We start from the raw sequence: 25,084 nt of genomic DNA, 5'->3' as shown, positions 1-25,084 counted from the left end.
TGGCAAATAGAAAGTTTAATTACTCTTTTCTAAGCGAGGTCCTATAAATGAAAATACAAATTACAGATAAACCAGGAGTATCAATTTCCAAGGGGATGATTGGCCTCTTCTTCGAAGATATCAACTACGGCCTGGACGGCGGGCTGCATGCGGAGATGATTGAGAACCGTTCCTTCGAGTTCATGGAAGCCAAGGGGGACAAGGGGCGCTTCAGCGAGAGCTATGACGGCCTCTATGGCTGGACGGCTTATCCCGCAGAGTCGAGCGGGGCAACGCTGCAGATTCAAACGGAGCAACCCCAGAATGAGGTGAACCCCCATTATCTGGAGTTTACGGCCGCAGACCGTCAGAACGCTTTTACCAATAAAGCCTATGATGGAGTCTCTCTGAAGCCGGGGCTTCAGTATCAGGTATCCTTCTATGCCAGAGCAGAGGGGTATGCAGGAGGCATTGAAGTTTCGGTTGAGAAAAATAGCACGGTTATGGCACAGGCAATCATCGCGACAGCGGTAGGGGAAGAGTGGACACGCTATACGGCGCAGCTTAACTGTAGTGAACCTGTATCGTATGGGGATTTCGTCATCCGGCTGGATGCTCCAGGTACGGTCTGCTTCGACTTCGTATCCATGATTCCCTCCAATGCAGTGCTGGGCTTATTCCGCCGGGATCTGGTTGAACTGCTGCAAGAGATGAAGCCCGGCTTCCTTAGGTTCCCGGGAGGATGTATTGTTGAGGGTTATAACCTGGAGAACCGCTACCAATGGAAGCAGAGTGTGGGTGCCGCCGAGCAGCGCAGGAATAATAGCAGCCGCTGGGCGATGCATGGAAACAATGAAGAGAATCACTACACCAGCGAGTATAGTCATTATAATCAGAGCCTGGGGATTGGGTTCTATGAGTATTTTCTGCTCTGCGAATACCTGGTTGCGCGGCCGATTCCGGTGCTGAACGTCGGGCTGGCCTGCCAGTTCCAGTCTACTGAGCATGTGGGCGTGCATGATGAGGATTTTCAGAAGTATATTCAGGATGCCCTGGATCTGCTGGAATTCGCCAACGGGCCAGTGGAATCGCAGTGGGGCGCTCTCCGCTTGCAGATGGGCCATCCTGCGCCGTTCGGTCTGGAGCTGATTGGGCTAGGCAATGAACAGTGGGAGACGGAGCATGCGGATTTCTTCACCCGGTACGACCTGTTCGAGCAGGCGATTCATGCGCAGTACCCGTCCGTACAGCTCATCGGCTCCGCAGGGCCGGATGTCAGCTCGGAACACTACACCCGGGCGTGGGAGTATTACCGTAAGCGGGCCAAGGCTAACCCTAATTTCGTCTATGCTGTCGATGAGCATTATTATGTGAAGCCGGAATGGCTGTGCGAGAACGTACATTTCTATGATCAGTACCCGAGAGACATTAAGGTGTTCGCGGGGGAATATGCGGGTCACTATGGCAACGGGATGAATGCGCCGCACTTCAACAGCTGGGGAGCAGCGCTGGCAGAGGCCGCATTCCTGACGGGTCTTGAGCGCAACGCCGATATTGTGGTGCTTGCTTCTTATGCACCGTTGTTCGCCAGACTCGGCTACGCCCAGTGGTCGCCTGACATGATCTGGTTCGACGGGGAGAATAGCTACGGCACGCCAAGCTACTATGTGCAGCAGATATACAGTACGTTGATGGGAACGAAGGTGCAGCAGACCGTACATGATCAGGAGGAGATTCCTTACACTGTTTCTTATGATGAGCAGCAGCAGGTCCTCTATGTCAAGCTGGTGAACACCTTGGAGCGTAGTGTAACTGTGGAGCTGGAGACTGAGATGTCCCTGACCGGACTCGGTGAGGCGTATGTCATGCAGGGGCAGGAGGAGGATGTGAACTCGATCGGGACTCCCCGCAACATCGCTCCGCATTCCTATCCGCTGGAGACCGCAGGCTCCATGGTCTATGAGATCGGACCTAAATCCTTCCATGTGCTGAAAATGTATTGCGGGGCATAATAGCCCCTGACCTAACCCCCTTGAGGAAGCGTTATGACGCTTTTTTGAGGGGGTTTTTAAAAATATAAGAATTTATATGTTGTACACAATAACTTATCTTTATATTTCTCGCTGAAACGAATACCGTCCTTATAAAAGGACGGCAATGCCGTTTCCACTTGTGTACATCAACAATTTGACACCAGCCGTCCGCGGGTATAAAATGATAATAAATGATAGATATATATATCATTATATTAACAAAGATATCACTTAAATTACAGCAAAGGCAGGCCTATGTTCATGAAACCCAGTGTTAAGGACAATAAACGGAAAGCTATTCTGGACGCAGCCACGGAGCTGATGGTGTTGAAGCCGACGGCTACGCTGCAGGAGATCGCGGATCATGCACACATCGGGATTGCCACGCTGCACCGCTATTTCTCCACAAGGGAGCTGCTGCTGGATGCGCTGGCGCTGAATGCTATCGGGCTGGTGGATGAAGCGCTCGCAGGAATCCTGAATGATGACAGCGATATGCTCCGCTTCCTGACAGAGGTGTTCGAGGTGCTGATTCCTTTGGGCAGCAAGATGTCTTTTCTCAGCTTCGCGGCATCGGTTGAAGAGAATCCTGATATTCTTGCCGAGGAAGCCCGCGTCAAGCAACCGCTGCGGGAAGCGGTGGAAGGCTGGCAGACACGCGGTCTGCTGAATGCCGCGATGCCCGCCCACTGGATGATCACCGTCATGTATAATCTGCTGTTCGTCGCCTGGCAGGAGATCCAGAATGGCAATCTTGCGAAGAATGATGCTCCGCAATTGTTGGTATCCACCGTCATTCAAGGCTTCGGCACCCCGGGACGAAGCGGCAGCTGAAGCAACATTAAGGAGGAAGCTGTATGTCAACGATAGAGGTAGAGATTGTTAACCGCCTGGACGAAACGCAGAAACTCGAGGTTGCCAGACTGTTTTATCAGGGATTCACCTTGAAGTTCAATGCCCTGTGGTTATTTACCCGCAATGAGCAGCAAGCCGTGGAGGTGCTGTGCCGGAGCCTGCGTTATGACGACGGTCTGTATGCGGTACGCGAGGGAAGGGTGATGGGATTCATCGGTCTGGAAAAAGGACACGGCTTCTTCGCAACGATGGGCTACGAGGCTCTCAGACATACGTTCGGCATAGCAGGCGGTGCGTGGCGTTATGCAGCCTATGGTATATTCCGTATGTTTCACAGCGGCGTTCCGAAGGACTCTATTCATATTGATCCGCTCGTCGTCTCCAGTGAGGCAAGAGGGCTGGGAATCGGAACCCGGCTGCTGGAAGCGGCCTTTGCTTTAACCCGTCAGGCAAACCGCAGCAAGATGTTGCTGGAGGTCGTTGACACCAATCCGCAAGCGAAGAAGCTCTATGAGCGGCTCGGCTTCAGAACCTTCAAGGTGCAGAATACCCGGCTGTTCACGGAACAAGCGGGCTTTGCCAAAGTGCTGCATATGGAGAAGCTGCTGGACTAGCGCGTGATCCCTTCCCGATCCTCAATACGGATCGGGAATTTTTGGTTTTTCTACCGGAGATGGTGATAGCAAGCGGGGAGGTTAAGGGCGGAGCAATAGTTGGGTTGTAGTTAAGCATGTAGGATATGGAGAGAGGTAAGACAACAGTTGGATTTTTAGCACTTGCTGATGAACGACGGGATCGTGTCGGGGCAGCAGTTGGACAAACAGCACTTAAATGCTCACCATTCCTGCAAAGTCGCAAAAATCAACAACAGTAGATGCTGTTTATCCACTTGCTTGCCCATTATCTGCGGAAATGGGCAAATTAAGCTACCTATTTCCATTTGCTTAGTACAAGAGGGGGCGTGTACTCCTGCCCTTCGTGATAGCCGAACGAATCCAGGCAGAACAACAGGGCTGGAAGGCAGCAGGGCACTGATGAACAAGAAACGGTAAGCCCGGTGACTGGATAAATGGTCTGAAACTATGTATTATGGATATTAAGTTAGTAAACTTAATTAACTATATAAAGAACGGAGTATGAATCATGAAAATTCAAACCGCAGGGACTCCCAAGGTCATGCGCAATCTGAATGAATTTCTGATTCTGGACCGGATGATTGCCGGCGGACCGCAATCCAGAGCGGAGCTTAGCCGGTACACCGGCTTAAGCAAGCCTACTGTATCTTCGGCTATTGCCCATCTGCTTGAACGAGGACTGGTCAGAGAGACCGGCAGCGCCGGGAACGTCCAGGGCCGCAAAGCCACCCTGGTTGAATTCAACCCGAAATGCTTCTATATCATAGGAGCGGAGCTGGGGGGAAGCAGACTGCGGATGGCGCTCGCAGATATGAACGGACAGATCTGCCATTACAAGCAGCTCCCGATGCCGGAGGACTCTTTGACAGAGTCGGCATTTCAGGAATGTCTGGTACAGAATATTGAAGGGCTTCTTGCTGACTCGGGACTCTCCTGGGAGAAGATCTCGGCAGCGGCTTTCGGGATTCCTGGTGTTGTGGACCCGGCAGACGGAGTGGTGTCTGAGCTTGTTGCACCGCTGCGGGGGCGTGAAGCAGCCCTGAGAATGGCTAATCTGGCGCAGCTCTTCCCTGTGCCTGTCATGACGGAGAATGATGTCAATCTTGCCGCCCTTGCGGAATATGCCTCATCCGGGTTGGCAGCAAGCGGCTCTCTTCTGTATTTCTCCATCGGGGAGGGGACCGGAGGCGGCCTCATTATCCATGGGGAGATATACCGTGGCCTGGGCGGCGGGGCAGGAGAATTAGCCAACCTGATGCTGAGCGCAGGCAGACTGGAGGATATGCTGTCCGTAGACGGATTCCTGAAGCTGGCCGCACGGATGGTAAGGGAGCATCACGGAGACGCGGAGCATGTGCTGAGCGCTCCCGGGGTCACGGCGGAGTTCATATTGGATGAAGTGCGCAGAGGCGAGCCTCTGGCCCTGATGATCATCGAGGCCTATTGCAGTCTGCTTGCAGAGGCGCTTGGCAGTATTTGCATGGTGATGGCCCCCGATACTGTTGTTCTTGGCGGCGGGCTTGGCAGTCACGGGGATGTACTGCTGCACAGGCTGGAAGCCAAGCTGGACGGGCAGCGCCGCAAGCCGCGGCTGTCTGCTTCCGGCCACCGGGACAAGGATGTTGTACTTGGAGCCGTTCAAGTCGCGGTCCAGTCGGCGTTCCGGCATATGCGTAATCATAGAAACAACATAAGCTTATAATCTGCAGAATTGCTGGGGGAATCCTAATGAACAGGTATACGGCTGGAATTGATGTGGGCGGAACCAAAACCCTTTTGTGCCTAACGGATGAGGATGGAACTCTTCTTGAACAGTATAAGCTGGAGACACAGCTTAGCCGGGAGCCGGAAGTGTTCTTCCGCTGGTTATTCGGTGAATTGGAGCAGCTCTGCAAGCGCAACGGAAGTACGCTATCCTCCTTAGAGGGAGTGGGCATCGGGTTCCCGGGAGTCATGAATGAGCGTACAGGCACGCTGACCAGCTCTCCGGCCTTGAATTGGCCTGCAACGACCGACATCCGTCCGGTTATAGCGGCGTTTTACCCGGGACTGGTGGCGCTTGACAATGATGTGAACATGGCTGCAATGGGAGAGTATGCTGCCGGATCGGCTGCCGGGTCGGAGCATTTCATTATGATTACTGTAGGGACGGGAGTGGGAAGTGCCTTGTTCCTTAACGGGCAGCTGTACCGGGGCGCAAGCTTCGCGGCTGGCGAGATCGGCTATCTGATCGTTGAGCCTGGGGCTGTTAACGCTGCTGCCGCCCCGGAATACAGTGAGTTTGGCCCTTTTGAAATGGAGGTATCCGGCACGGGAATTGGGGCTAAGGCTGCTGCCGAGCTGCACATGAACAGCAGTAGCTCGCTAATCCGGGAGCTGGCGCAAGGCGGCGTGATCCGTGCGGAGCATGTATTTGCTGCGGCGCAGCGCCAGGACGATACGGCAATGAAGCTGCTGGATCAGGCGTATGAGCAGATGGCGGCGGCGGTGAAGAATATAGTCCTCACCCTGGATCTGGAGCTCGTCATTCTGGGCGGCGGAGTTGTGGAGAAGAACCCCGGCTATGTGCAGGAGATTGCGGCAAGAGTCAGCCGTTACACCCCTCAGCAATCCTTAACGATCCGGCAGGCTGTGCTTGGCAACCAGGCGGGAGCGATAGGAGCTGCGGCGGCGGCAAGAAGCAGATCGGCTGCGGACAGAGGCAGGATCTGAGAGTATATGAATTCATTGACAAAATAGGTGTAAGGAGGTAGTCAGCGCAATGAATATTTCATTTAATACGCCTGCCACTTATTGGGTGGAGGCGCTTCCAGTCGGGAACGGAAGGCTGGGAGCGATGATTTTTGGCGGTATCGAGAAGGAACGGCTGGCTCTGAATGAGGATACCCTGTGGTCAGGGTATAAGACCGACTGGAATAACCCCGGGGCCAGGGAGATTCTCCCGCAAGTAAGGGCGCTGATAGCAGAAGGCAGAAATGAGGAAGCGGATGAGCTGTGCAAGCAAATGATGGGTCCGTATGTACAGTCATATCTGCCGTTCGGGGATCTCCTCCTTACGATGGAGCATGGACAGGTCATCCAAGGAGACTATAGCCGGAATCTGGATCTGTCCACGGGGATCGGCACCGTCTCCTATGAGATCGGCGGTATCCGGTACAATCGTGAGGTCTTCGCCTCCCATCCCGATCAGGTGATCGTTGTCCGTCTCTCGGCAAGCAAGGACCATGCGGTCAGCTTCCGGGCGAAGCTGGACAGTCCGCTCCGCTTCCGTTCGGAAGCAGAGGGGGAGCATTACACGATCACGGGACATGCCCCGGAATATGTGGCACCGAATTACTACGATGTGGATGAACCGGTCCGCTACGGCGGGGAGTCTCCCCGAAGTCTGGAGTTCCATGGCCGCCTGGCCGCTGTGCAGACCGGGGGCACCCTTGAAGCTACAGCAGAGGGTATCCGTGTAACGGGAGCGACGGAAGCTGTGCTCTACTTCAGTGCGGCGACCTCCTTCGATGCGGAATCGGGAACGGTGCAGGCGGATTGCAATGTGCGGGAGCTGACTGCACAAACGGTGCAGCGGATCAGCGGAGAGCCGTATGCCGGGATACGGGAGCGCCATGTGCAGGACCATCGCGGGATTTTTGACCGGGTGGAGCTGGAGCTTGGGGAGAGTCTGGCCCCTGAAGGTATGCCGATGGACCAGAGAATTGCCGCCTACGGAAGCGAAGATCCGGGTCTGGTCGAGCTTCTGTTCCATTATGGCCGCTACCTGCTGATCGCCAGCTCCCGTCCGGGAACACAGCCGGCGAATCTGCAGGGCATCTGGAATCAGGATACCCGGGCGCCCTGGAGCAGCAATTACACGCTGAATATCAATGCGCAAATGAATTATTGGCCGGCGGAAATCTGCAATATGGCAGAGCTGCACGAGCCATTGATCGGCTATACCCGGAGGCTGGCGGCCAACGGCAGTGAGACGGCCCGCACGAACTATGGCGCACGCGGCTGGGTAGCCCATCATAATGCTGACCTCTGGGCGCAGACGGCTCCGGTGGGCGGCTTCGGCGATGGCGATCCGGTATGGGCATCCTGGGCGATGGGCGGAGTGTGGCTTACCCAGCATTTGTGGGAGCATTACGCCTTCGGCGGGGATCTGTCCTATCTGCGGGAGACCGCATACCCTGTCATGAAGGAGTCGGCCCTGTTCTGCCTGGATTGGCTGATTGAGAACAAGGAAGGGTATCTAATTACTTCGCCGTCCACTTCCCCTGAACACAAAATCGTAGACGGAGACAAGCGGTACGCGGTCAGTGAAGCGGCGACAATGGATTTGACGCTGATTGCGGAGCTGTTCACGAACTGTATCCAGGCTGCGGAATTGCTCCAGCTTGATGAAGGATTCATTCAGACGCTGCAAGCTGCCAAGGCGCGGCTGCTGCCGCTGCAGATCGGTGCGCAAGGCCAGCTTCAGGAGTGGTCGGTTGATCTGGAGGGCGAGGATGTGCATCACCGCCATGTCTCCCATCTGGTCGGCGTCTATCCCGGAAAGTCGATTACAGAGAAGCTGGTTCCCGGGCTGTATGAAGCCGCCAGAACCTCGCTTGAGATTCGCGGGGACGGAGGGACGGGCTGGAGTCTGGGCTGGAAAATCGGACTGTGGGCCAGATTCAAGCAGGGGGACCGGGCCAAGCAGCTCCTCTCCAATCTGCTCACGCTGGTCCAGCCGGAGGCCATTAACAATGAACGCGGCGGCGTCTATCCGAACCTGTTCGATGCCCATCCGCCGTTCCAGATTGACGGGAACTTCGCCGCTACGGCAGGGATTGCCGAGATGCTGCTGCAATCGCACCAGGGGTATCTGGAGTTCCTGCCCGCCTTGCCGGCAAGCTGGGGTGAGGGAAGGGTGAAGGGACTGCGGGCCCGCGGCGGCTTTGAAGTGAGCCTGACCTGGAGCGCTGGTGTTCTCGGGCAAGCGGAGGTTACCGCTCATCTTGGCGGAGAGTGCTCTATTCTGGCAGAACGCTCTGTTGAGGTTACGCGCGGGGAACATCAGCAGCGCTGGGAGCCTTCTTCGGACGGGCTGATTATGCTTCAGACACAGCCGGGAGAACGCATAGTTATGCGGTATGCCGACTAAGTAGTGCTGAGTAATAAGCCAGAGTAAATAATAGTCTATGCAGATTGCAGCACACTTCAGGTGGATGGAGTGTGCTGCTTTTGTGTTGTACCGGACATTGCCCGGATTCCACCAGAAGGCCAAACGGTAAATGAGGAGCCCAGGATGTATGCGAAAAACCGAATACAATTGGACTGGGAGCGCCGCGTAGGCCGAATGTAATCGAAAAACCGAATACAATTGGACAGGGAGCGCCGCGTAGGCCGTGCGTTTCTCGCAGGTTGTGCCAGAAGTATTTTCACAGAAAACCAGATACAATCGCAATGTGCTGGAGTGAGTGGGCCGGGCCGGTTTTTGTTGTACAAAACACACTTATAATACAGGACAGGTCTCCCCGTCGCCCGCTTTTCCCCTCGTGAGTTCTTTTTCCTCTCTCCGCTCATCATTTTGTTATCTATCCTACGATTTTGTTATTTGTAAACGTTTTCCAAACGGCTATAATTCAATCAGGAATCCGCTGGATAGGGATGAACTGAAGGAGGATACGAATGTTTGGTCGTAAACGAATCATGATAGGGGGTCTTGCGCTGGTGGTCTTCGCTGCTTCAGTGCTGCCCATGCGGACTACGGTCTATGCTGCGGCTGAGGGGGGCCCGGCCGTTATTCTTGCTTCTGATTATGAGGACGGCACCGCGCAGGGCTGGACCCGGAAAGGCGATGAACAGCTTACCGTAACGAAGGAGGTCTATCATAGAGGTTCTTACAGCCTGTATGCGGATGGACGGACCAAGGATTGGGAAGGGCCCAATCAGGTTCTGACGGATCACATGGCTCCGCATACAGCCTACACCGTAGGAGCCTGGGTGAAGTCCCCCGCTCCGGTCAAGTTTACGGTGCATACCAAAATCGGTGAAATCGAGGACTGGAAGCCGGTAGCGGAATTTAGCGGAGCGAAGTGGTCTGGGGAATGGACGTATCTGGAAGGCACTTTTGTTACAGGCAGTACAGTAGGCTTCACGGAGATGTATGCAGAAGCCGCAGCAGGAACCGCATTCTACGTGGACGATATCAAGATTTCTGCCGCAGCGGTTGACGTTCCGGAGGGGGAGGAAGGGCTGCGCACGGATTTTGAAGACGGGACGCTCCAGGGCTGGAAAAACCGGATTGGACCCGAATCGCTGTCGGTGAGTCAGGATACCGCTAATACCGGAGCTCACAGTATGCTGGTCGAGGGGAGAGAGCGCAGCTTCTACGGGCCGAGCCTCAGTGTGAAGGACCATATGCGGCCGGGCACGAGCTACCAGTTCTCGCTGTATGTGCGTCTGAAGGAGAAGCCGGAGGCCGACAAAAGCCTGCAGATGACCGTGTACAAGAAAGCTGGCTCCGAGAGCTGGAATGCGATTGATAAGGTTAGTATTAAGGCGGATCAATGGGAACAATGGCATCTGCTTAAGGGCAAATTCCAGTACAGCGACCAGCCGTCTGAAATGAATCTTTTCGTGGAGACTCCTTATATTACTGAGGATACCGTAGATACGTTATCCTTCTATGTCGATGATGTGTTAATTGAGCCTGCCCCGGAGATGAGTATTGAACAGGATATTCCCGGGTTAAAAGAGGTCTACGCTGACGACTTCGCCATCGGAGCCGCTGCGTATTCCTGGCAAATGGAAGGGGTCTACGGGGAGCTGCTGAAGAAGCACTTCAACAGTATTACGGCAACCTATGAAATGAAGCCCAAATTCATTGCGCCTGCCGAAGGTACTTATGTGTTCGGCGGGGCTGATCAATACGTGAATTTTGCCCAGGCGAACGGAATGGGGCTCCGGGGACACGCGCTGTTATGGCACACGGATGCCGCAGAATGGATGTTTACTGATGGAGGGAAGCCGGCAAGCAGAGAGCTGCTGCTGGAACGCCTGCAAGCTTATATTGAGACCGTGATGCAGCGGTATGAAGGCAAGATCTATGCCTGGGATGTAGTGAACGAAGCGATTGCTGACAATGGCGGCGGTCCGGACGGAATGAGACTGACACCTTGGTATAACCTGATTGGTCCGGACTATATTGAGAAGGCGTTTGAATTTGCCCGGGCAGCCAATCCTGAAGCGAAGCTCTATTACAACGACTATTACACCGAGGTACCGGAAAAGCGTGAGCATATCTATAAGCTGCTCAAGCAGCTCAAGGCGAAGAATCTGATTGACGGCGTGGGTCTCCAGTCGCATCACGGCTTGTACTCTCCGACCACTCAGGAGATAAACAAAACCATTCAAATGTATTCGCAGCTGGGACTGGATATTCAGATCACCGAGCTGGATGTGGATACGGGCATAAGCCCTGACTTGCCGCTACCGGCCAGTATCGCTGCACAGCAAGGGAAACGGTATAAGGATCTGTTTGAACTTTACAAAAAGTATAAGGACAACATCTCCTCGGTCTCCATCTGGGGAGTGCAGGATGAGAAAAGCTACAATAACCATGCTATGTTATTCGACGAGCAGTTAAAAGCAAAGCCGGCCTACTGGGGCGCGGTTGATCCTTCCAAGCTGCCAGCGATCCAGAATGTAGCCGTGGCTCTAGAGGGTACGCCTCAGGCAGGCGAAGCCGGGAAAACACTGTGGAACAAGACAGCGGCGGTTCCGCTTGAACAAGGCAGTACCGTAACAGCCAAGATTCATACCCTGTGGGACCCGCAGAACCTGTATGTGAAGGTAGACGTTACCGACCCAAGTGTGAACGGGGAAGACAAGGTTGAGATTTTCCTGGATGAGAACAATGGCAAGACCTCTGCTTATGAGCCGGATGACCGGAAGATTACACTCCAGCGTTCGGGCTCCGGGACAGAGGGAGTCGGCTTCACTAGCACAGAACGTGAGGGTGGTTATACGCTTGAAGCGAAGATTCCACTCGTATCTATTAGCGGCTCCGCAGGCTTGGAGATGGGGCTGGATATCCGGGTGAGCGATGCCGGTGTTCCGAATGCTGTACCCGCTTACTGGAATGACAGAAGCAGATCCCAGGATACGGACACCAGCCGTTACGGGGTTCTCCGCTTGGCTGCAATGCCTAATTCGGCCGAATCTCTGAAGGGTCAGGTGAAGATCGACGGCCAGATGGAGCCGGAATGGGAGAAGGCGAAGCCTTTTCAGGTGAAAATGTCTGCCGCTCCTAACAGCACCACCGCAGAAGCCAGATCTATGTGGTCAGAGGATAGCCTCTATCTGATCATTGATGTGAAGGATACCCTGCTGAAGGCGGATGCCGTGAATCCATGGGATCAGGATTCCGTTGAAATCTTCATAGATGAGAATTTCAACAGAACTCCGTACTATGAGGGGGACGACGGCCAATACCGGATTAATATCAATAATGTGGCTTCCTTTGGAGGAGGGGCCTCGGTGAGCAGATTAACCAGCGCGGTGGTTCACACGGACACCGGATATCGCGTAGAAGCCAAAATTGATTTCGGAACGGTCAAGGCAACACCGGGCAGCTCTATCGGGCTTGATATCCAGATCAATGATGATCAAGGTGGCGGGAAGCGCAGTACAAGCAAATGGAATGATACGGGAGAGGATACGTGGCGGGATACCTCGAATTTCGGGATTCTAAGCTTTGTGTCGCCTGCGGCGTTACCGGAAGCTCCGCTTGAAGGAAAGTCTCCGTCCCCATCTTCAGGCTCTGCTCCAACGTCCCAGGCACCTGCTCCGGCAGAGACCTTCACCGAGGGACGGATTGTTGTTCAGCCCGTAGCGGACAAAGATGGCATTCTTCATGTGAAGCTGTCGCCTGAGGCCGTGCAGCAGGCCGTACTTCAGTCGCTCGGAAGTGGCATCCTGAAGATTGCGGTCAAGTCTGCTCCAGGAGCAGGGGAGCTGCAGCTCCAGCTTCCGCTGCAGAGTCTGGCTGCACAGCCGAAGATTAAGGAGATTCAAATGGAGAGTGGTCTCGGGGCAGTCCTGCGCCTGAACACGCAGCTGCTGAAATTGCAGGATACACAAGCCGGAGATTTCCTTCAGCTTGAGGTGAAGCGTGCGAAGCAGGATGGATGGCCAGCGGCAGTTAAGGACCGCTTGAATGGAGCGGATGTGCTGGATTTCGCACTCGCTATCCATGGAGCCAAGACGACTGAGATTGACGCTACTGCTCTTACTGTAAGGCTCCCTTATGAGCTTAAGGCAGGAGAGAGGGCGCACCAGCTTGTCGTGTACCAGGTTTTGGAGAACAGCAAGCTAGTGATTGTGAAGGAGCGTAAATATGATCCGGCTACAGGCTATGTCTCCTTCCAGGCGAAGGTGCTGGGCCGATATGCGGTTGCTACAGTGAAGCTGCCGGATCAGAAGGGCAGCAAGTGGGCCGCCGAGAGCATTGAAGCACTGGCTGCAAGAGGAATACTTCCTCTGGGCGCAGAGGCTTCCTATGAGGCAGGTGCACTGATGAACCGGGCGGAATTTGCCCAGCTGCTGGTCAATGCTTTTGACCTTCAGACTGCTGCTGGCGCTCCAGACTTCAAGGATGTCAGCAAGGATTCCCCTTATGCCGAAGCCATTGGTATTGCCGGAGCCTTGGGTATTGTCAAAGGGAGAGCAGACGGGCTCTACAGTCCGAGTGATACGCTCAGCCGTCAGGAAATGGCGCTGATGATCTATCGGGTTGTCCAGTTGCAGCAGATCGGGCTGAAGAGCGATTCCCCTGCTGTTCAAGGCTTCAAGGATATGAACCTGCTGACCGGGGAGGCTTCGGCTGCTGTAGAGAAGCTGCGGTCTGCCGGAGTGATTCAAGGCGCGCAGAACGGCTACTTCTTGCCGAAGGGCCGGATGACCAAGGAGCAGGCTGCTGTGGTGGTGTACCGGATAATCAGCCTCAATCCATAGATTAGTGTAAGCGAGCATGTAACATTCATAGAGCAGAGCAGCGGTCTCCCGATATGGGGGCCGCTGCTCTTTGTGATGGAGAGAGTGACGCCTGGAGATGAGAGTGACGCCTGAAGTAGAGTGTACACCTGGAGCCGAGAGTGACGCCTGAAGTAGAGAGAGACATCTGAAGTAGAGAGAGACACCTGGAGCTGAGAGAGACTCCTGAAGTAGAGTGAACACCTGGAGCTGAGAGAGACTCCTGAAGTAGAGTATGTCACCCGAGCAGGCGGGCACCGATGGGGGGAGTGTGCACCTGGAACAGGCGGGTACCGATAGGGGGAGTGTGCACCTGGAGCAGGCGGGTACCGATAGGGGGAGTATGACACATGGAGCAGGCAGATACTGATGGGGGGAGTGTGCACCTGGAGCAGGCAGATACCGGTTGGAAGAGTGTGTCACCCGAGCAGACCAGTACTGATGGCGGGAGCAGCGTGAGCTTGTGGCGACTGCCGAGGCGTTGGTTTGACATAGGGATGGAGATGGAGGCATTGGAGTTGGAGTTTGAGTTGGTGTCTGCATTGAGATTGCGGTGTTGGTGTCACGTTGGCGCCAGGAAATAGTTGGATTTTCTACACTTATTCACGAGCAGAACGGCGATGGCCAGACAGTAGTTGGAAAAACAACACTTACTATACCTGGATTGGCACAAAAAAGAAGATTTCCACGAAAACAAGATACATAAATCCAACTAAATTCCTCTAATACTCCAAATCAGACAAATTAAGATACATTTTTCCAACTAATGCTGCCACAGGGGTAGTGCAACTATAGCGTTCAAGTCTCGAAGCAGGCCGAAGCAGCCAAATCAGCCCGAGCAGCTAGAGTCAGCCCGAGCCAGCCCGACCCAGCCCGAGCCAGCCCGACCCAGCCCGAGCCAGCCCGAATCGTCCGTCCGAATCCCAGCATTCATGCTACTTCCAGACACATATCCGCCCCCGATTCGCTGTGTCATGGCTGTAGCTGATCGTGCAGTAACCTCGCTCTGTCTCATGTACCTGCACTAGCAAGGTTATCAATTTGTTATCTATGCTCTGGATTTATTATATATCTGCAAGTCCCTGCTAGTTATGATAAATCTATAAACCACAGTAAAGAGATACACGTTGACCAGCAAAGGGGAGCAGAAGCATGAAAAACTTGGTTACGCCTGCCAGCGTAAAAGGCGAGAAATTGGATGTGAGTACGGGGAAACCCCGGAAGAAATCAAAATGGAGAACGAACCTCAGTCTTGATCTGATGGTCATGCCGGCGTTGATCTTAACCCTGATCTTTGCCTATATTCCTATGACAGGTCTTGCGATTGCCTTCAAGAATTACAAGCCGGGATTAGGGTTCAATGCCTCCAAATGGGTGGGGCTGGATCATTTCGAGTATCTGTTCAGCATTCCCGAGAACGTTCAGGTCATCTGGAACACACTGATTATTGCCGGTCTGAAGATGATTGCCGGCCTGATCGTTCCGTTCCTGTTCGCGCTGCTGCTGAATGAAGTTAGAAAAATGGCTTTTAAGAAAATGGTGCAGACCATCGTCTATATGCCTCACTTTCTGTCATGGGTCATCCTGGGCGGTATCCTGTCCGACCTGCTGGCGAGAGACGGAGGCCTTATCAATCAGGCGCTGGTGAGTATGTTCGGAATCAAACCGATATTTTTCCTGGGCGACGGGAATTGGTTCAGATTTGTCGTGGTCGTGAGTGATGTATGGAAAGAGTTCGGCTTCAACACCATCGTCTTCCTGGCCTCGTTGGCCGGAATTAATCCGGCTCTCTATGAAGCCGCTGAAGTGGACGGAGCAGGGCGCTGGCAGCAGACACGTTCGATTACGATGCCGGCCATGCTGCCGATTACGATTGTGGTTGGAACACTCGCACTTGGGAACGTTCTCAACGGCGGGTTTGACCAGATCTTCAACCTTTATAATGCGCTTGTGTTTGATAAAGGGGATATCATTGATACGTTTGTCTACAGACTGGGAATTGTCGACGGTAAGTTCAGCTTCTCCACTGCGGTCGGACTGTTCAAATCGGTTGTCAGCTTTGTCCTGATCGTGTCGGCTTACCGCATTTCGTATAAATTTGCTAACTACCGTATTTTCTAGAATGGAGGCCAACGTGGCATGTATCATAAGACAAAACCATACCGTATCTTCACCGTGTTCAACTATATCCTGATGATTGCTATTTCGGTCTTGTGCGTGATTCCGCTCATTCATGTCCTTGCCGTATCCTTCAGCGGGAAGGCGGCGGCCAATGCCAATCTGGTAGGTCTGTGGCCGATAGATTTCACCGTGGACGCCTATACCAAGACCATAGCCAATGAGAATTTCACCCGGTCCATCTGGGTGACGCTGCAGCGGACGGTGCTGGGAACCGTGTTCAGCATGGGAGTAGTTATCCTGGCTGCCTATGCGCTATCCAAAGAGAACGCCCGGTTCAGACGCCGGAATCTGTATATCTGGCTGCTCGTGTTCACCATGCTGTTCAGCGGCGGTCTGGTTCCGATGTACATTCTGATGCAGAAGCTGCATTTGATGAATACCCTGTGGGTGCTGATTCTGCCCGGTGCCGTCTCGGTATGGAACATCATCCTGCTGCTTAACTTCTTCAGAGCGGTTCCCAAGGAGATGGAGGAAGCTGCCTTTATCGACGGGGCCGGTCATTTCAGAACATTGTTCAGTGTGTATCTCCCGGTCTCCATGCCGGCGATTGCCACACTGTCGCTGTTCACGATTGTGGGGCACTGGAATTCCTGGTTCGACGGCTTGCTCTATATGACCAATCACCGGAACTATCCGCTGGCTACCTTCCTGCAGACGGTTATTGTCCAGCAGGACTTCAGTAAGGTGACCGTACGTCCGGAGGATCTTGAGAATATCTCGCAAAGAACAGTCAAAGCAGCCCAAATCTTCATCGGAATGGCGCCGATTCTCATCGTCTACCCGTTCCTCCAGCGCTTTTTTGTGAAAGGAATTGTCCTCGGGGCGGTTAAGGAATAGCTGCCCTTCCTATAAAGGGGGTGATGCAAACGCTAAAAAAGATGTACTCATCCATAACTTTTGCTAAAATTTGATCTAAAGGGGTGCAAGATTAATGATAAAGAAAATGAAATTCTCTGCCACGGCGGTGTTATCCACAGCTATGCTGGCGGGTCTGCTGGCCGGATGCGGAGGCAACACCAATAAGGAGAAGGCAGAAGGAGAAGACAAGCCTGCGGCAAGTGAGGATGCGATGTATTCGGCTCCTTTTGAGAACGGCAAATATACAACTCCTGTGACCCTCACGACTGTATTTCCCATTGGGAGCAGCCTGAAATTCAAAAATGGCGAAAATATTGAAAATAACGTGCACACCAAATGGGCTAAGGATACGCTGGGCATTGATATCAAGTATCTCTGGACCGTTAGTGACCAGAACAATGCCTATGAAACCAAGCTTCGCCTGATGCTTACCTCTGGAGAGAAAATGCCGGACATCATCTCGTTCCGGGGCAGCCCTTCGCTGATCTCCGATCTGATTGACAGCGGCCAGTTCACGGATGCCGGGGAATTATTCGACAAATATGCCTCCGATATCTACAAACAAGCGATGGCAGAGGAGCCGACGGTATGGAATCCTTACATTAGAGACGGCAAACGTATGGGGATTCCGATTCTGGAGAATGCCTATAATAATGATCCTGTCATGTATATCAGAGAGGATTGGCTGAAGAAGCTGAATCTCAAGGCGCCGTCTACCCTCGCGGAGCTGGAGACTGTGCTGGATGCCTTCACGAATCAAGATCCGGACGGCAACGGCAAGAAGGATACTACCGGGCTGTCTGTAGGGTTCAAGAACAACCTGAATACCTGGATGTCTGAAGCCGGATGGGTCTTCGGAATGTTCGGTGCTATGCCTAACCAGTGGAACAAGACGGCTGATAACAAGCTCGCTTACGGTTCGGTCCAGCCGGAGATGAAGCAGGGGCTGGCGACGATGCAGAAGTGGATGAAGGAAGGCTATATCTCCTCCGAATCCGGCCTGTATGATGAAGCCAAAGCAACGGAAGCCTTCACAGCAGGCAAGTCCGGCATTATTGTCGGCCCTTACTGGATGACCGGCTGGCCGCTCCCGGATCTGCAAAAGAACGTTCCGGACGCCGAGTTCAAGGCTTATCCGCTTCCGGCAGGACCGGATGGCAAGATCGGCAGACACGGCACGAAGATTGCCTCCGGGGCCGTTCTGATCAACAAGGATATGGAGCATAAGGATGCCTTCTTCGTCTATCAGAATTATCTGTTCGACAACTGGGCCAATCCGGACAGCACGACCTTCGTCAATGGCTTCGCCAAAGGCTATGACTATGATATCGCTCCAGACGGAAAAGTTCTAAAAGAGCAGGACAGCGATAAGATTCAGGGCGGCTGGGTGGATGCGATCCGCTATACCTTGACCTACGACGGAGCGATTATTCCGAACCTGATGATGAATACGCTGGCTAAGCTGGCAGAAGGTGCAGAGCCGTCCAACCAGTATGAGAAGAATCTGTCTGAACGGATTCCTGAACAGCTCAAAGCGGCCAAAATCATCATCGACCAGAAAGACAGCGTAATGCCGGAGATGTTCACGGGTACGCCTACTGAAACCCAGCTGTCCCGTGGCGATATGCTGGAGAAGCTGGAGAAGGAAATTCTGAACAAGATTATTTATGACAAAGCGCCGGTGGATGAATTCGATACCTTTGTAGAGAAATGGACTACAACAGGCGGCGATAAAGTGACCACAGAGGTCAATGAATGGTATGAGTCTATTCAGAAATAAATAAATAGTAGACAAGGGCGGCCCCTAAGGCCGTCCTTTCATGCGGAGGAGCCAAGGTGAAATATCGTCTGTCTATCTTTCAGTGGTTATCGTTTGTTCTGATGCTGATGCTCTTGATCATCGTTGGGGCTTTTTGGATCATATACAGGTTGAACGTTAAGGACATTCAGAGTGAGCTGAGGAAGAATAAAATGTATGAGGTTGAATTCATGACCTCCCAGTTATCTACGCAGTTTGAACAGGTACTGGCCAACACCATTACTTTGTCACAGGATCAGTCCGTGCGGGGTTATCCGTATATTCTGAAGTTCGGGGATCAGTATTCCAAATATGAGATGAAGCTGACGATCATTGATAAGCTGGCGCTGAACACGGCTTCCACCACCTGGAAGAACACGGTGATCCTGTATTATGAAGATGAGCAAGAGACGGTATCCTCGGACTCGTCGTTCTCCTTCAGCTCCTTTGCTCCTCCGACGCAAGCCTACAACCGCTGGACTCTGCATATGGATCAGGAGGGTAAGGGGTATTACTCTAACATCATGCGCAGTCATATCAGCTCGCTGTTAATTGAAGTGCGGATCTCTCTGGATAATCTGGTGAAAATGATGGAGCAATACGTGTCGGGAATGCCGATCCTATATGATGCTTCTCAGCAGGCATTCATTCAGACCGGGGCAGCATTTCCCGAAGAGTTACTGCAGGCTATGATCCCCCGGATCAGCGGGGACAGCGGCACGATATCGGCGGATGAGAACCATGCAGAGTATTTGATTAATTACAGGAAGGCGGACATGCTGGATTTATATTTCATTGACGCCTATCCCAAACGCCAGTATATTGAGCCGATCAACCGCAATAACCGGCTGTTCCTCTATGCGGTGCTGATTGTGCTGGTGGGTATTATGTTCTACACGCTCCTGCTCCGCAGGCAGGTGCAGAAGCCCGTGATTACGCTGCGCAAGGCCATTGACCGATTCGACCGGGGCGACTTCTCCAGCCGTGCCGTTGATCTGCAGGTCAACGAGTTCAGGGTGCTCGGCAATTCGTTCAACCGGATGGCGGAGAATACCCAGATTCTGATTGAGCAGGTCCTGGTAGGGGAGATTGAAGTCAAGGAAGCGAAGCTGAAGCAATATCAGGCGCAGATCAATCCGCATTTTCTCTATAATTGCCTGAATTTCATCCAGAGCAAAGCCAGCATTGAAGACTATCAGGCGGTGACCGCGATGACGCTTCATCTGGCCTCGTACTGCCGGTATATTCACAAGATCGAACAGCTGGAGTCTTCCCTTCAGGATGAGCTGGAATTTGTAGAGCATTATCTTCATATAGTTCATCTGCGCAAAAAAGAGATTGCCTTCGAGATCGACGTTACGGCAGAAGCGGGGAAATACCGTCTGCCCCGGATGATTCTGCAGCCGCTCGTTGAGAATTGTATTAAGCATGGAATTGAACCGAACTTACGGCCCGGAATTATCTCGATCACAGCGGAAGAAGTGGATTCGTATCTTCTGATTACCGTGAAGGATAACGGAATCGGCATGAGCGAGGAGCGGCTCAGCGCGGTCCGCCGCCATATCGACGACAATCTGATGAACAATACAATGCTGGGCACCGGACTGAGGAATGTGAATCAGCGGCTGCGCTTATATTTTGGTAAGGAATCAGGGTTGTCCGTGGACTCTGCTCTGTCCGAAGGCACCAGTTACCGGATACGCATTGATAAGGAGGGAGAAGCACATTCTGCAAATTCTGCTGGTAGATGATGAACAATATGTCGTAGATGACCTGGAGCTTGCTTTTCCATGGCAGGACTTCGGGATTGATAAAGTATACAAAGCCTACTCAGGCGCCCAGGCCATGCAGATCGCTCTGCAATACCCGATTGATATTATTATTACCGACATTGCAATGCCCGGAATGAGCGGGCTTGAGCTGGTGAAGAAGATGCGGAAGACCAACCGGAGAGTGAAGTGTATTCTGCTTACCGGCTATGCCGAGTTCGAATATGCCCGGGAAGCCCTTCAATACGGGGTGGTGGAGTACCTGGTCAAGCCGCTCGATCATCATAAGCTGCGTGCTGCACTGGAGAGCACGATTAAGACTATTCAGAAGGAGATTGATACAACAGCGTCCTATGAGCAGGCGATGCTGGCCTTCCGGGAGCATCTTCCGGCACTGCGGGACAAGCTGCTGGTGGAGCTGATTCAGGGCAAAGCTTATTCAGAGGCCCGGCTGAAGGAGAAGCTGGACGGATATCAATTGAATTTTCAGCGAAAAGACAGGGTCTTCCTGATTCTGATCCGCCTGGAGGAGCATTTCACGAACTTCGGGCTGGATAGCCAGCTGCTCTTTGAATATGCGGTTACCAATATCGCCTGTGAGCTGCTGGGTGCAGGCTTTGAGGTGTGGCATTGCCGCGATACGTACGAGAACCTGGTGTTTCTTGTGAAGAGCAATGATGAGGAGGTTATGGACGCGGACAACATACTGAAGCAGCTCACCCATAACACCCATCAGCTGCATAGCAGTGTGAACGAATATCTGAACGGCGGGATCTCGGTTATTCTGTCGTATCCGGGGGAATTTCCGCTGGATATTCGTTCCATGTACGAGGATTCCCAGTCGGCGCTTAGACAGCAGGTGGGGAATGACAAGGGGTATTTCATCTCCTTGACGGATAAGCAGAAGAGCTCGCCGGTCCAGCCGCTTAAGGACTTGTATGCTTCTCCGACGCTGATGCATCTGCTGGAGACCGGCCAGTGGCAGGGTTACAAAGAAAGACTGCAGCAGATGAAGGACTTCAGCAACAATCTGCCGGCCTATAATGAAGAGTATATTGAGGAGATCCGCAGTATGATCCTGGGCTCTTTTCACTATATTGCCCATAAGAATCATTCCCTGCTGTCAGACCTGGTTGGACGGGAGCTGCTGGATAAAACACTCTTCCGTTCCGTCTCCCAACTGATCAGCTGGGGCGAAACGCTGGTGGATACCCTGCAGGTCAAGCTGGAACGGGATACCCAGAATAACCGGCTGGGCATCATCAAAGAGATGCAGAGCTGCATTGCCGCCAATCTGGCAGAAGCCAGCCAGCAATTCGTAGCGGACGCCGTCTCGCTTCATCCGGCTTATGTCTCCAGACTGTTCAAGCAGGTCAGCGGAATCAGCATCAGCGAGTACATTCTGAACATGAAGATGGAGCAGGCCGTAGCCTGTCTGCGCAATTCCGATATGAGAATCTATGAGATCTCCGAGCAGCTCGGCTATGCCAACAGCCAGTATTTCATTAAAGTGTTCAAAGAACAATTCGGCATGACGCCCCAGGATTACCGGGGGAAGCTGTGAGGTATGGATGCCCCTGAATTCACCGGGTGCCGGTTCTGCTTCTAGCGGGATAGGTCAAAATTTGGCGACCAAAGTCGGGCAGAATGAGCTAGAGAACAATCTGAATAAATGGATTATAAAGTAATCGTAAATAGCAGTTGGATAAACAGCACTTACTGATGAGCGATGGAACGTTGTCAAAACAACAGGTGGATAAACAGCACTTAAATTCTCCCATTTCACCCCAAGTAGCCAAAACGCACAATAGTAGATGCTGTTTGTCCACTTGTTTCCGTCTATTCATCAGAAAAGGGGGAATTAAGATACGTTTTTCGACTTACTTGTTAAATCTTACTTGTTAGACCTTACTTGTTAGACCTTACTTGTTAAACCTAATTTGTTACAGGGGAGGTACGCGCTCTGCCTCTAACTCGGTTCCGGTCCAGACAACCCGTATGGTCACCACCCCCTTACCCACACTAGACAGATATTATAATATCCTGTATAACAAAAAAGGCTTCAGCTTGAATGAGCCGAAACCTTTGATCTGGGGACGACGCATAATCATTTAGGGAGAAGCTGTGCGGAGAAATTGTAATACCAAAGATATCTCCTCGGCGTTCGCCAGACTGTTGGTCAATCTATAATGAATACTCATGCTCACACCCTGATCATTACTCTCCCACGATTCAGTCACAAGCTTAACCTCCGGCTTGACAGGAAAAGTCTTGTCATGGAAAGCATGGATAGAATCAAGCACCTTCTCTTTTTCTTCCTCAGAAGGGCTATAGTGTCCCAGGAAGGCCTCCAAAATTCTCCCGGCATGCTGGTATCCAATCTCCGATCTCGGCAATCGTGTCACCAATTCATAACCTTCAATCAATTGATTATTGTCGAGTCGTATTCGTTGTCTGTACTTTTGATCTTCTGCCGTGAGTTCTTCATTCAGAGTAATCGTGTTATTCTTATCCTCGTAATCGACCAAGTCCAGAGCGGCAATCCCTTCATCCTTTGTCATGGCAAACACAGTACGGTGCTCCTCCACATGGTGAAACAGGGAATCGTAAGGATTGTCTTTTTGACAAGCACTCACAAGAAGCATGAACAAACCTATGAAGACCGCCATTAGATGTTTTCTATTCATCTTTAGTCACCTTCTCCAACATAAATTACCCATTCATACTACCGAAATATCACTTTTTATTTATAATTTTTACATATTTAGAAGAAACCGTGCTTTAAGTCATTACTTTTCGGTTTACTCTCTTCCTATTAGTTTAGGTAATAAGTGATTGCTAGAACGTGAGTCCCTTCTGATCACGGCTCTATAGATTAGCATACCTCACAGCTTCCCTAGGATTACCGGGGAAGCTGTGATTGTATTGATGCCCCTGAATTCACCGGGTGCCGGTTCTACTTCTAGCGGGATGGGTCAAAATTTGGCGACCAAAGTCGGGCAGAACGAGCTAGAGAACAATGTGAATAAATGGATTCTAAAGTAATCGCAAATAGCAGTTGGATAAACGTCACTTACTGATGAGCGATGGAACGTTGTCAAAACAACAGGTGGATAAACAGCACTTAAATTCTCCCATTTCCCCCCAAGTAGCCAAAACGTACAGTGGTAGATGCTGTTTTTCCACTTGTTTCCGTCTATTCATCAGAAAAGGGAGAATTAAGATACGTTTTTCGACTTACTTGTTAAACCTTACTTGTTAGCCCTTACTTGTTAAACCTAATTTGTTACAGGGGAGGTACGCGCTCTGCCTCTAACCCGGTTCCAATCCTGACATCAATCACCCTGCGGGGTGATTTTTTCTTTTAAAAACCACAGCCCGCTCCATATTTGTGATCCTGTTCAATAGATTAAATTTAAATATGATAACCGATTGACATAAATATGTTAACCGGTTATCATAAAAATGCATCCGAAATGAATGCGCATTCAAACCATTCTTGGTAAGGGGGAATTCATTTGAAATTGAGAAAGATTGCAAGCTGCGTTATGAGTCTAACAGTGGTACTAGGGCTACTCGCCGGTTGTTCCAAGGGGAATTCAGCAACCAGCGCCGTCAAAGGGGAAGAGGGCGGAACACAGACACAGACACAGCCAGCCGCCAAAGACGTTAAGCTCACATTCTTCAATACCTCTGCAGAAGTAAACACAGTGTTCGAGGAGCTGTTTAAGAAGTATCACGAGCTGAATCCGAAGGTAACCATTGAATTGATTCCTACGCCGATCGGAGGGGCACAGCTTGAGAAGTTCCAATCCCTGCTGGCTTCCGGTAATCCGGCAACGATTGTGAACCTTGATGCCGGAACGATACTTCAATATAAGGACGATTTTCTGAATTTGGAGCCGGATAAGGCGAAGTATGAAGCGCTGACGAATCCGGGAGCCATTGATGGAGCGTTGCTGGACGGACAATTCCTGGGTGTTCCATGGACGGCCCAGGGCTACGGCCTGCTGTACAACAAACGTGCGGTAGAGGAAGGCATTGGCGGTGCCTTTGATCCTGCATCCGTGAAGACCCGCGATGATCTGGAAGCGGTCTTCAAGAAGATCGAAGCGACAGGCAAGGCACCGGTGATGGTCCACGGGGCAGACTGGTCGCTGGGTGCACACTATCTGGGATTGACCTATTCCTTGCAATCGCAGAAGGTGGAGGACAACCGTAAATTCGTGGAAGAGCTGAAGAACGGGCAGGTCAATCTGACCGAGAATCCGCAATTTACCGGTCTGATGGATACCTTCGACTTGCTGAAGACGTACAACGCCCGTAAGAGCGATCCGCTGGTATCCGATTATAACCGGGACAGCGCGGATTTTGCCAAAGGGGATGCGGCCTTCTACTTCATGGGTGACTGGAGCTGGGCGGTCATTGGACCGCTTGAAGGACGCGACGAAGACTTCGGTATCCTTCCGCTGCCAATCAGCAATAACCCGGATGACTTCGGCAACGCTCAAGTAGCTTACAGCGAACCTAAGCTATTCGCCATTGATGACTCGAAGTCCACACCGGAGCAGCAGGAAGCGGCCAAAGCGTTCATTGAATGGATGGTAACCAGCGAGGACGGGCAAAAGGCCATTATTACCGATATGGGGCTGTCCATGCCATACAAGGATCTTAAGGCACAGAGCACCAACATCATGTCTAATGCCGTAAGCAAATACGTAGAGCAAGGGAACATCATCAATATCGGTGTGATTAATTACTTGCCGCAGGATTACTGGGCCAAGACCGGCGCTGCGATGCAGAAGTATCTGGTAGGTAATATTGACCGCCAGGGACTGGCGCAGGAGGTTCAGGATTACTGGAAATCGTATGCGGGGAAATAAAGAGGCTGCTGGTTTAGGATAAAAGACTGGATGGGACTGGGGCGGCGCCCCAGCCCATCTTTTATGGAGGAAAGGGGGCAGCACT

The 25,084-nt window shown here is 52.2% G+C and carries 14 protein-coding genes; 13 read left to right on the top strand and 1 reads right to left on the bottom strand.

What is annotated here, in order from left to right; translation table 11 throughout:
- Positions 1–47: 47 nt before the first annotated feature.
- The 12 genes from KDC22_RS23405 (at position 48) to KDC22_RS23350 (ending at position 21,680) form a co-directional block, all read left to right on the top strand.
- Entirely contained in the window at positions 48–1,991 is a 1,944-nt protein-coding gene (locus KDC22_RS23405; RefSeq protein WP_211720508.1) for an alpha-L-arabinofuranosidase C-terminal domain-containing protein, read from the top strand.
- A 282-nt stretch (positions 1,992–2,273) separates the two neighbouring features.
- Positions 2,274–2,846, top strand: coding sequence for a TetR/AcrR family transcriptional regulator (locus tag KDC22_RS23400; RefSeq protein WP_211720507.1), 573 nt, complete (start codon positions 2,274–2,276; stop codon positions 2,844–2,846).
- Positions 2,847–2,869: 23 nt separating this feature from the next.
- A complete protein-coding gene (locus KDC22_RS23395; RefSeq protein WP_211720506.1) occupies positions 2,870–3,481 on the top strand; it encodes a GNAT family N-acetyltransferase in 612 nt (203 codons plus the stop codon).
- Between the two features lie 529 nt (positions 3,482–4,010).
- Positions 4,011–5,204: an ROK family transcriptional regulator gene (locus KDC22_RS23390; RefSeq protein ID WP_211720505.1), complete on the top strand. Its 1,194-nt coding sequence runs from the start codon at positions 4,011–4,013 to the stop codon at positions 5,202–5,204.
- Between the two features lie 26 nt (positions 5,205–5,230).
- Positions 5,231–6,214: an ROK family protein gene (locus KDC22_RS23385; protein WP_211720504.1), complete on the top strand. Its 984-nt coding sequence runs from the start codon at positions 5,231–5,233 to the stop codon at positions 6,212–6,214.
- Positions 6,215–6,263: 49 nt separating this feature from the next.
- Positions 6,264–8,636: a glycoside hydrolase family 95 protein gene (locus tag KDC22_RS23380; RefSeq protein ID WP_211720503.1), complete on the top strand. Its 2,373-nt coding sequence runs from the start codon at positions 6,264–6,266 to the stop codon at positions 8,634–8,636.
- 527 nt (positions 8,637–9,163) lie between these two features.
- Complete coding sequence (locus KDC22_RS23375) at positions 9,164–13,492, top strand: endo-1,4-beta-xylanase (protein ID WP_211720502.1); 4,329 nt, start codon at positions 9,164–9,166, stop codon at positions 13,490–13,492.
- Between the two features lie 1,170 nt (positions 13,493–14,662).
- Positions 14,663–15,631: an ABC transporter permease gene (locus KDC22_RS23370; protein ID WP_173127879.1), complete on the top strand. Its 969-nt coding sequence runs from the start codon at positions 14,663–14,665 to the stop codon at positions 15,629–15,631.
- Between the two features lie 18 nt (positions 15,632–15,649).
- The gene (locus KDC22_RS23365) at positions 15,650–16,528 is read left to right on the top strand and encodes a carbohydrate ABC transporter permease (RefSeq protein WP_173127876.1); all 879 of its coding nucleotides are present in this window, start codon (positions 15,650–15,652) and stop codon (positions 16,526–16,528) included.
- A 94-nt stretch (positions 16,529–16,622) separates the two neighbouring features.
- Positions 16,623–18,329 (top strand): extracellular solute-binding protein, encoded by a 1,707-nt coding sequence (locus KDC22_RS23360; RefSeq protein WP_211720501.1) that lies wholly within the window; start codon positions 16,623–16,625, stop codon positions 18,327–18,329.
- A gap of 56 nt (positions 18,330–18,385) precedes the next feature.
- Entirely contained in the window at positions 18,386–20,098 is a 1,713-nt protein-coding gene (locus KDC22_RS23355; RefSeq protein ID WP_173127870.1) for a sensor histidine kinase, read from the top strand.
- Positions 20,052–21,680: a response regulator gene (locus KDC22_RS23350; RefSeq protein ID WP_211720500.1), complete on the top strand. Its 1,629-nt coding sequence runs from the start codon at positions 20,052–20,054 to the stop codon at positions 21,678–21,680. The genes KDC22_RS23355 and KDC22_RS23350 overlap by 47 nt, the downstream gene beginning before the upstream one ends.
- Before the next feature lie 547 nt (positions 21,681–22,227).
- Here the strand turns inward: KDC22_RS23350 and KDC22_RS23345 are convergent.
- On the bottom strand, positions 22,228–22,803 hold the full coding sequence (locus KDC22_RS23345) for a hypothetical protein (protein WP_211720499.1): 576 nt from the start codon (positions 22,801–22,803) through the stop codon (positions 22,228–22,230).
- Between the two features lie 861 nt (positions 22,804–23,664).
- Between KDC22_RS23345 and KDC22_RS23340 the strand changes: the two genes are divergently transcribed.
- Entirely contained in the window at positions 23,665–24,999 is a 1,335-nt protein-coding gene (locus tag KDC22_RS23340; RefSeq protein ID WP_211720498.1) for an ABC transporter substrate-binding protein, read from the top strand.
- Positions 25,000–25,084 lie beyond the last annotated feature (85 nt).

It is taken from the genome of Paenibacillus tritici (assembly GCF_018207515.1).
GTDB lineage: Bacteria > Bacillota > Bacilli > Paenibacillales > Paenibacillaceae > Paenibacillus_AQ > Paenibacillus_AQ tritici.
The sequence above is the reverse complement of the archived record's forward strand: the minus strand, read 5'-3'. Positions and strand labels throughout refer to the sequence as shown.